We start from the raw sequence: 9,061 nt of genomic DNA, 5'->3' as shown, positions 1-9,061 counted from the left end.
TCGACCTGGACGACCACGTCCATCAACTGGTCGCCGAAGACCGGGTTGCACTCCACGATGTAGTTGACCTTGCCGTCCACGCCGGCCTCGAACCCGGCCTTGGAACCGTCGACGATGATGATCTGCACATCGGTGCCCGGCTCGAACCCGGCCTCCTCGATCGCCTGGATCGCGCCCAGCCCCATCTCGTCGTTGTGGGCGTACAGCAGGTCGACCTCCTCCAGCCCGTGGGTGGAGATGAAGGTCTCCATCACCGACTTGCCGCCCTCGGCGGTGAAGTCGCCCGACTGCGAATCGACCAGCTCATAGTCCAGCCCCTCGCCGTCCAGGACCTCGTAGAAGCCGGTCTTGCGGTCGTTGGCCGGGGCCGACCCCACCGTGCCCTCCAGCTCCAGGATGCGGGTGGTCTCCCCGCCGCCGAAGGTCTCGACCGTCCAGGACCCGGCCTTGCGGCCCTCCTCGACGAAGTCCGACCCCAGCCGGGTGACGTACAGGTCCTCATCGGCCGCCTCGATGCCGCGGTCGGCCAGGACCACCGGGATCCCGGCGGTCTCGGCCTCGCCGAGCACGTCGGTCCAGCCGGTCTCCACCACCGGGGCCAGGACGATCACATCGACCTGCTGGGTGATGAAGTTGCGGATCGCCTCGATCTGCTTTTCCTGCTCCTGCTGGGCGTCGACGAACTTCAGCTCGTCGATCCGGTCGTCGGCCTCGGCGGCCGCCTGCACCGAGTCGGAGTTGGCCGTCCGCCACGCCGACTCGGCGCCCACCTGAGCGAACCCGACGACCAGGCCCTCGCCCGAGTCGCCGCCCGAGCCGTCCCCGTCGTCGGCCCCGCACGCGGCCGAGCCGAACAAGAGCGCGCCGGCCCCCAGGCCGACAATAGCTTTCCTGAGCATGATCATTGCCCTTCATGCTGGTGAGATTTGAGGAGTTCAATCCATCCCAGAGGATGTTATCGCTCAAATCCTTACTCATGTTATCGATCACGTCAAGTGGATCCAGCGAGTTGATCGGTAACAATTCAGTAACGCGATGAAGTGAGATCCGCCTGCTCACCACCGTTGCCGCAGTCGATTCGCGACACGCCCGGGCCCGGCGAGGCCCCGGGGACCGGCCCGCAGACGGACCGGCCCCCGGTTCGCTCACTCCAGGTAGAAGGTCGCGTCCGACTCGTCCTGCGCCGAGCCCAACTGCTCGAGGTAGGCCAGGCCGTCCCGGTGCCGGAGGTAGTAGCCGGAGAAGTTGACCGATTCGAACGACACGCCCGCCGAGTCGGCCAGACCGGCCCGCTCATAGAAGCTGGCGTCCTGCCCGTACAGACTGGAGCCGTCGTTCTCATCGAGCCAGAACTCGTAGTCCCGGTGCCGCAGGAAGCGGCCCGGGAAGTTCGCCGACTCCAGCGACACCGTGCCCGATCCGGACAGCCCGGACACGATCCGGAACTGCGAGTCCGACAGCATGGCCGGGCTGTCGGTCGCCTGCAGCCGGTACTCGTAGTGGTTCAGGTACAGGTCCTGGCCCCCGTGGCCGAGGAACCGGTACGGCGTCTGGCCGTCGGCGACCGGGATGCCGAAGCTCGGCGTGCCGTCGTCGTTCCAGTAGATCTTCTGCAGCCTGGTGTGCCGGTTGGGGTCGTACAGCGGATCGCCGTCGATCGCCTCGTACGGCCGAGCGTGGTAGACCATGATGTCGCTCTGGCCGTCCTCGGAGACGGTGAACGCGTTGTGCCCGGGCCCGTACTGACCGGTGCCGTCGTGGCTCTGGAGCACCGGCTCCGGATTCTTCGACCACGAGGCCGGATCGAGCAGGTTCGCGCTCTCGGAGGCGGTCAGCAGGCCGACCGAGTAGTTGGCGTCGGTGGCGCTGGCCGAGTACGTCATGAAGATCCGGCCGTTGCGCTTGATGACGTACGCGCCCTCGTTCACGTTGTGCCCGACCCGCTCCCAGTCGTAGGTCGGCATGCTGATGCGCACCGGCGAGCTCGAGAGCGTCCACGGATTCGACATCGTCGCCAGGAACAGGCTGGTGCCGCCGCCGGAGACGTCGGGGTCGCTCTGGGCCCAGCACAGGTACCGGGCCCCGTTGTGGGTGAACGTGGTGGCGTCCAGCGAGAACGAGTCCCGCGGGGTGGTGATCTGACCCAGTTCGGTCCAGCCGCCGCTGGTCGGATCGGAACTGGTGCTCTCCAGCACGTACATGCGGATGCGCCAGATGTCGTCGGCCTCGCCGGCGGCGAAGTAGATGTACCACCGGCCGTCGATGTGGTGGATCTCCGGCGCCCAGATGTGGTGGCTCATGGGGCCGCTGTCGTGCTTCCACCAGACGGTGACCTCCTGCGCGGAGGCGAGGCCCTGCAGGGTGGTCGAGCGGCGCATGATGATCCGGTCGTACTCGGGCACCGAGGCGGTGAAGTAGTAGTAGCCGTCGGAGTGCTTCCAGATCTGCGGGTCGGCCCGCTGCTGGATGAGCGCGTTGTGGTAGGTCACCGCCGGGGTGCCGGCGGCGTGGGCGGCGGTGGCGTGGAGGCCGGGCGCGGCGGCGGCGATCGCGGCCGCTCCGGCGGCCTGGAACAGCCGGCGGCGGCTGATGAGCGGGGAAGGCATGGTTTGACTCCTGTTCGTTGATGTTGGGGTGCCGGCCGGGACGGGCACGAGCCGGAACTGACCGTACCGGCCGGCGGCTCGGTTCAAGCTGTGATGCGGAAGGTGGCGTCGGCTCGGCCGGTGGCGTCGTCGATCGGGTCGATGCGCAGGACGTATCCCGAGTGGCGGATGTGGCGGTCGGGGAAGTTCTCCGACCGGAACGAGGTCCAGGAGCCGTCGGCCAGGCCGGCCTCCTGGTGGAAGGTGGCGTCGGCGGCGAACACGCCGGATCCGTCGTCCTGCTCGAGCCGGAGCTCGTAGTTGTAGTGCCGCAGGAACCGGCCGGGGTGGTTGTACGACTCGAACGAGACGCCGCTCCCGGCCAGGCCGGACACGATCCGCCACTGCTGGTCGGCCGGCGGGTCCATCGGGTATGGGTCGATCCGCCCGACCTCGTCGGCGTGGCGGACGTAGCGGTCGGGGAAGTTGTAGGACTTCAGCCGGTTCCACTGCGCGTTGCCCCAGCGGTTGAACAGCCCGTCGCGTTCGGCGGCGGTGATCGGGACGATGGTGGCGTGCTTGGAGCTGATCGGCTGGTCGAAGTCCCGCTTGCCGAGGGCCGACCAGGAGTCGCCGCCGATGTCGCCGGTCTGCCAGACGTAGAACTCGCCGTTGACCGGTGCGAACGAGTCGCCCCACATCCAGAAGGTCCCGCCGTCGTTGGAGGCGACCAGGATCGGCCCTTCGATCGCGTCGCCCTGGCGCATCCCGCCGGTGAGGGTGGTGAACGAGTTCGGCGCTCCGGTGGTCGAGCGGGACACGTAGAGAAGGCCGTTGTCCATGTTCTTGTAGGCCAGGTAGTAGTCGCCGCCGTGGACCAGGACGTCGCCGTCGAGGACGTTGTGGCCGGGGTCGAAGAACACCTCGGGCGAGCCCATGTCGACGAAGTCGGTGGTGTAGTTGACCATGAGCACGTCTCTGACGCCGTTGTAGGCGGAGTAGACGACCGCGTACTGCCCGCGGCCGGCGTCCCAGAACGCCGTCGGCGCCCAGGAGTGGGTGTCCATGTTGTGCAGGTGGACCCGGCGGTAGCCGCTGAACGAGGTCAGGTCGGCCGAGTCCCAGACGTGGATGTACTGGTTGTCGAGGTTGAAGACCTTGCCGCTGAGGTCGGTGGCGAGGACGACGAAGGTGCCGTCCTCCTTGCGGAGGATGAACGGATCGCGCAGGCCGCCGGTGCCGGCGGTGGGCGTCGCCACCGGGTCGTTCTGGTTCAGCGGTACCCAGTGCCGCCCGTCGTCGCTGACGGCCAGGTGCAGGGCGTAGCTGTCGTCGGTTTCGTCCGGCGATTCCTTGAAGTAGGCCATGACGTAGGCCGAGTTGGCCTGGGCGAAGGCGGGTCGCGCGGGCACGGCCGCGGCGACGGCGGCGGTGAACGCCGAGGCGATGACTGTTCGTCGAGTGGTCACAGTGTGAGCCCTTCTGTGGCGGTGGGGGAGCGGCCGAAAACGTTATCGTTCACATGAGCCGCTCTCGCCCCACTTGTCCATCGTGCGGACGCCCCGGATGTGACCGATAACCTCTCCGGACCAAGCCCTGCGCCGACCGGAACGGGCTTGAAACGCGCGCCGCGGCAAATCGCGGCACCGTGCGCTGGGGATGGAGGGGTATTGGCGGTCCGCCACCGGGGTCGGAACCGATTTTGCACATGCTATCCACAGAGCGTCAACGAAGTCAACACCGTCAATATCTCCACCGGGTGGCCGGCCACCCTCCGGCCGCGAACCGGTTCGCTTGCATGTGCCGCCCGTAGCGCCGACCGGCGGACGGACCTCTCAATGAGGAGAGAGGGGCTTGCCCCTTCTGCAGGTGCCGGAGGGCCTGCTGGGGCGGGACGCTGGAGACGTCGTTGAGGTAGGCGTACCGGTCGGTCTGCTTCCAGCGGGTGAGCATGGCCGAGGTCCGGTTGTAGGTGACGGCCTCGCCGCGGCGGAAGTAGGCCTCGTGCCGGTACTCCAGGGCCTTGTTGTAGACCAGTCGCGCGCACCCGAACGTGCGGCGCAGGTGCTCGGCCTGCGCCGGGGTCGGGTAGCACCGGAACCGGTAGACCCGGTGACGCACGGTGACACTCGCGTCTCAAAACGTATATGCAGTCTTTGTGAAACGGACTCCGGGGTGGGGAGGCGGCGAAGGCGTCGCCTTCGCCGGTACCTGACCTGCTCGGCAGGAGTCCGATTCCTCCCCGGCCTGAAGGCCGGGATTTCCACGGAAGGATGCAGATGGACACATTCGAGGTAGCCGAGGACTCCATCACCTGGCGCGGCGACGGCGAGACCGTCGTCGTCCAAGCATGGGGGCGCGACTCGCTGCGAGTGCGCAGCTCACCTTCGGGCGAGGTGGCCGACACCGACTTCGCGCTCCTCGAACCCCGGCGGGTCGATGTCGACATCGAGGTGGACGGTGAGGTCGCGACGCTGGTCAACGGCGAGATCACCGCGGTGCTGCGGGCCTGGGGCGGGTTCGAGGAGCAGCGGGGCCACGACTCGTTCGGATGCGCGCTGGAGTTCCGCGACACGAACGGCCGCACGCTTCTGCGCGAGCTCGGCGCCGGCGGCTCGCTCAAGCTGGCGGCGCGCGAGTTCCGGCCCCTGAACGGAGGCGCGCACCGGCTGCGGGCCGCGTTCGAGCCGAACCCGGGGGAGAAGCTCTACGGGATGGGCCAGTACCAGCAGGACCTGCTCGACCTCAAGGGCGCGACGTTCGAACTGGCGCACCGCAACTCGCAGGCGAGCATCCCGTTCGTCGTCTCCAGCGACGGATACGGTTTCCTGTGGCACAACCCGGCGATCGGGACGGCCACCTTCGCGGCCAACCGCACCGAATGGACCGCCGAGGCGACCGAGCAGCTCGACTACTGGATCACCGTCGGGTCGACCCCGGCGCGGATCAGCGCCGCCTACGCCGACGCGACCGGGCACGCCCCGGTGATGCCCGAGTACGGCCTGGGGTACTGGCAGTCCAAACTGCGGTACTGGAACCAGGAACAACTGCTCGAGGTCGCGCGCGAGCACAAGCGGCGCGGCCTGCCGCTCGACGTCATCGTCGCCGATTTCTTCCACTGGCCCAAGATGGGCGACTTCCGCTTCGAGGACGAATTCTGGCCCGACCCCGAGGCCATGGTGGCGGAGCTGAAGGAGATGGGCGTCGAACCGATGGTCTCGATCTGGCCGCAAGTCTCGGTCGAATCAGAGAACTTCGCCATGCTCAAGAAGGACAACCTGCTGGTCCGCACCGAGCGCGGCATGGACGTCCAGATGGGCTTCCAGGGGCCCAGCGTGTTCCTCGACCCCACCAACCCCCGCACCCGCGAAGCGGTGTGGGAGCTGTGCAAGCGGAACTACCACGACCTGGGAATCCGGGTGTTCTGGCTCGACGAGGCCGAACCCGAGTACGGCGTATACGACTTCGACAACTACCGCTACCACGCCGGCCCGAACGCGCAGGTCGGCAATCTCTACCCCCAGGCGTTCTCGCGCATGTTCTACGAGGGCCAACGCGCAGCCGGGCAAGAGGCGGTGGTGAACCTCGTCCGCTGCGCCTGGGCCGGGTCCCAGCGATACGGGGCCCTGGTCTGGTCCGGCGACATCCATTCGACCTTCGCCGACCTCCGCAGTCAGATCACCGTCGGCATCCACATGGGCGTCGCGGGCATTCCGTGGTTCACCACCGACATCGGCGGCTTCCACGCCGGTCGGATCGACGACCCCGACTTCCGTGACCTGCTCGTCCGCTGGTTCCAGTTCGGCGCGTTCTGCCCGGTCATGCGCATGCACGGTCACCGGCAGCCGTCCGAGCCGATCCGGGCCGCCGACGGCACCGCGCGGCAGGAGACCGGTGCGCCCAACGAATTGTGGAGTTTCGGGGAGGAGGTCTACGAGATCCTCGCCCGGTACGTCCGCCTACGCGAGGCGATGCGGCCCTACACCCGTCGACTCATGAGGGAGGCGCACGAGACCGGACGGCCGGTCATGCGGGGCATGTTCTACGAATTCCCCGACGACGACGCCTGCGCCGATCTAGCCGACCAGTACATGTTCGGTCCCGACGTTCTGGTCGCGCCCGTGGTCGAGCCGCACGCGACCGGCCGCCGCCTCTACTTGCCCGAGGGCGCGAGGTGGACCGACCTGCACACCGGGATCGAGCGCGAAGGAGGCCAGTGGCTCGCGGTGGACGCCCCGTCGGAGCGCATCCCCGTCTTCCTCCGCGACGGCGCCCCGGCCGAGCTCACCGGCACGATCTGAACATGGCGCGGCCGGAGGGTCGGATGCGAGAGCATCCCACCCTCCGGCGGTCGGGCATGCGCTGTGGCGGGGAAGCGGTACCGCATCCACCTGAATGAGCAGGCCGTCCGCGGTATGACCAGGACCTGCGGTTAGGTGCCGGCTATCCAGACGGTGAGGCGCAGAATGAAGGCGGTCCAGGCCGCTGGGGCCGGGACCGCCTGACAACCTGAGTCGTCGGTCAGCCGATGCTGCAGGTCAGTTCGGGTACGTCGTTGGAACCGCTGTAATTGCCGTTGAACCCGAACGAGGTCGACCCTCCGTTGGAGAGGGTGCTGTTGTAGGACTCGCCGGTGGCGGTGACCGAGGAGCCGGACTGGTCGAGCGTGCCGGACCAGGAGTTGGTGATCTGCTGGTCGCCGTTCCAGTTCCAGCTCACCTCCCAGGTGCCGGAGCCGCCGGTGCTGGTGACCTCGACGTTGGCGGTGAAGCCCGAGCCCCAGTCGTTGGCGATCTGGTAGTCGGCCTCGCAGTCGCCCGATGCGGGCGGATCGGTCGGCTCGGTCGGCTCCGGGTCGGTCGGCTCGGGGTCCGTCGGTTCCGGCTCGGTCGGCTCGGGGTCGGTCGGTTCCGGGTCGGTCGGCTCGGGATCGGGCTGGGAACCGTCGCCGAACCACACGTCCGAGCAGGAGTAGAAGGTCTGGTCGATGTGGCTGGCCTGCCAGATCACGTAGACCACGTGGTGGCCGGTGCGTCCGGGGGCGCTGACCGGGATGTCGACCGCCTCGCCGGGTTCGTAGACGCCGGTCTCCACGACCCGTTCGAGATCACCCCAGCCCAGCGGCTGGGTGGTCACATCGAAGCCCTGCCGGGTGACGTACACCCAGTAGTAGTCCGCTCCGTGCGTCGCCTGGTCCTCGTAGTGGAGCGTGAAGTTGTTGTCGATCGGGGTCGCGTGCCAGGGTCCGACCTCGTCGAGCGAAGTGAAGTTGTCGTTGCCGCCGGAGCAGAGCTGGCCGTCGGGGATCCGCTGCTCGTGCTGGCCCTGCATGCCCTCGCGGAGCAGGCTCATCCAGTTCCACATGGTGTTGGTGTTCTCTTGCCAGGCCTGCCAGCACATGGGGTCCTCGTCCGCCATGTCGGGGTTCTGGAAGTCGTCGCCCCACCGGTCCCAGCAGCTGTACTGCCGCGCGGGCGGCGAGGTGGCGGTGCCGTGAGCCGACGCCGACTGCGTGGTGAAGAACAGCGCCGAGGCGCCGGCCATGACCACCGCCGCGAACGCGAGGATGAGGCTTCTGATGCGGTTCTTTCTCGATCTGGGCATAGTAGCGCTCCCATCAGATGGACACATTGACAAGTACAAATCTAACCCATTTGCGCCCAAAATGTAAGTACCCGTCGGATTAGATCTGGGAGCGAGGACTCTCGGTCCGCGGATGATCGCCACCAGCGCCGAGTCTCTAGGCAGCGGCATCTCCGGGACCGTCGAGCCACCTACGGCGCCTCCGACTCGCGCCCCGGGCCCGATCGGCCTGGTCACCGTCTCCTGTACTGCTGCTGTACCCTTGCATCGGCCGTTCTGCGCGGCCACCGGGACGTGGCGCAGCTTGGTAGCGCACCCGCTTTGGGAGCGGGGGGTCGCAGGTTCAAATCCTGTCGTCCCGACAATAGAACTCTCGTTTGAACATGGGCGCCTCTGGAGGGACCGTGGCGCGAGTCGAGGCTCCTGCTCGCGTTGCTGTGCCCGCTGGTGCGTGCCGTCCGAGGCAACGGCGGAGCGGTCTGCGCGGGAGATGGTCGGGAGGTCGGGATCGGCGGTGTCGATGCAGAGCGTGTCGAATGGACTCCGCCCTTGATCAACACGGAGGACGAACCGGCGGTCTCGGTGCGCGGGAGCTGGATTTGGAAGCCGAAGGCACTGCGACGAGCGGGGTGGGCCGATGATGCGGGCTTGGTTCGGGCGGGTGTTCAGCCAGGGTATCCACGGTGGGAATCACACGGTCATCAAATCTCCTTCGAGGAAAGCCTGGCCTTCAGGTCAGGGAGGAATCGAAGCCCCGCCCCAATGTGGGGCTTACGCGCAAACAGTTCATGATGTGAGTCGTGGGTGTCCATGCGCGCCACCGGGCCTACCGGTTCCGGTGCTACCCGACCCCGGGCCAGGCGGCGAACCTGGCCCGGACGTTCGGATGTGTG

Annotated in this window: 7 protein-coding genes and 1 tRNA gene; 3 read left to right on the top strand and 5 right to left on the bottom strand. The window is 67.6% G+C overall.

Annotation, left to right across the window (positions count from 1 at the left end; all coding sequences use genetic code 11):
- The 4 genes from CUT39_RS12730 to CUT39_RS12715 all read right to left on the bottom strand — a co-directional run.
- Positions 1-905, bottom strand: a 905-nt coding sequence (locus CUT39_RS12730; RefSeq protein WP_198587103.1) for an ABC transporter substrate-binding protein, incomplete at its 3' end; no start/stop codon positions are given.
- A 240-nt stretch (positions 906-1,145) separates the two neighbouring features.
- A complete protein-coding gene (locus tag CUT39_RS12725; RefSeq protein WP_100447150.1) occupies positions 1,146-2,606 on the bottom strand; it encodes a family 43 glycosylhydrolase in 1,461 nt (486 codons plus the stop codon).
- 83 nt (positions 2,607-2,689) lie between these two features.
- Positions 2,690-4,054 (bottom strand): glycoside hydrolase family 43 protein, encoded by a 1,365-nt coding sequence (locus CUT39_RS12720; RefSeq protein WP_198587102.1) that lies wholly within the window; start codon positions 4,052-4,054, stop codon positions 2,690-2,692.
- A gap of 274 nt (positions 4,055-4,328) precedes the next feature.
- Positions 4,329-4,706, bottom strand: coding sequence for a helix-turn-helix domain-containing protein (locus tag CUT39_RS12715; protein ID WP_100447148.1), 378 nt, complete (start codon positions 4,704-4,706; stop codon positions 4,329-4,331).
- A gap of 158 nt (positions 4,707-4,864) precedes the next feature.
- On the opposite strand from CUT39_RS12715, the gene CUT39_RS12710 reads away from it, so the two are divergent.
- Entirely contained in the window at positions 4,865-6,886 is a 2,022-nt protein-coding gene (locus CUT39_RS12710) for a glycoside hydrolase family 31 protein (RefSeq protein ID WP_100447146.1), read from the top strand.
- 220 nt (positions 6,887-7,106) lie between these two features.
- On the opposite strand, the gene CUT39_RS12705 is transcribed toward CUT39_RS12710, so the two are convergent.
- The gene (locus CUT39_RS12705; RefSeq protein WP_198587101.1) at positions 7,107-8,189 is read right to left on the bottom strand and encodes a lytic polysaccharide monooxygenase auxiliary activity family 9 protein; all 1,083 of its coding nucleotides are present in this window, start codon (positions 8,187-8,189) and stop codon (positions 7,107-7,109) included.
- 267 nt (positions 8,190-8,456) lie between these two features.
- On the opposite strand from CUT39_RS12705, the gene CUT39_RS12700 reads away from it, so the two are divergent.
- Together CUT39_RS12700 and CUT39_RS21830 are read left to right on the top strand one after the other, a co-directional pair.
- Positions 8,457-8,530: transfer RNA gene (locus CUT39_RS12700), tRNA-Pro, on the top strand.
- Positions 8,531-8,968: 438 nt separating this feature from the next.
- A partial coding sequence (locus CUT39_RS21830; protein ID WP_157930666.1) for a helix-turn-helix domain-containing protein occupies positions 8,969-9,061 on the top strand: 93 nt, incomplete at its 3' end.

Source organism: Glycomyces xiaoerkulensis (assembly GCF_002798405.1).
Taxonomy (GTDB): domain Bacteria; phylum Actinomycetota; class Actinomycetes; order Mycobacteriales; family Micromonosporaceae; genus Glycomyces; species Glycomyces xiaoerkulensis.
The sequence above is the reverse complement of the archived record's forward strand: the minus strand, read 5'-3'. Positions and strand labels throughout refer to the sequence as shown.

Excerpts from the sequence above, each read along its gene's own strand:
- CUT39_RS12725 (WP_100447150.1), bottom strand. The coding sequence starts at position 2,606 with ATGCCTTCCCCGCTCATCAGCCGCCGCCGGCTGTTCCAGGCCGCCGGA.
- CUT39_RS12710 (WP_100447146.1), top strand. The coding sequence starts at position 4,865 with ATGGACACATTCGAGGTAGCCGAGGACTCCATCACCTGGCGCGGCGAC.
- CUT39_RS12705 (WP_198587101.1), bottom strand. The coding sequence starts at position 8,189 with ATGCCCAGATCGAGAAAGAACCGCATCAGAAGCCTCATCCTCGCGTTC.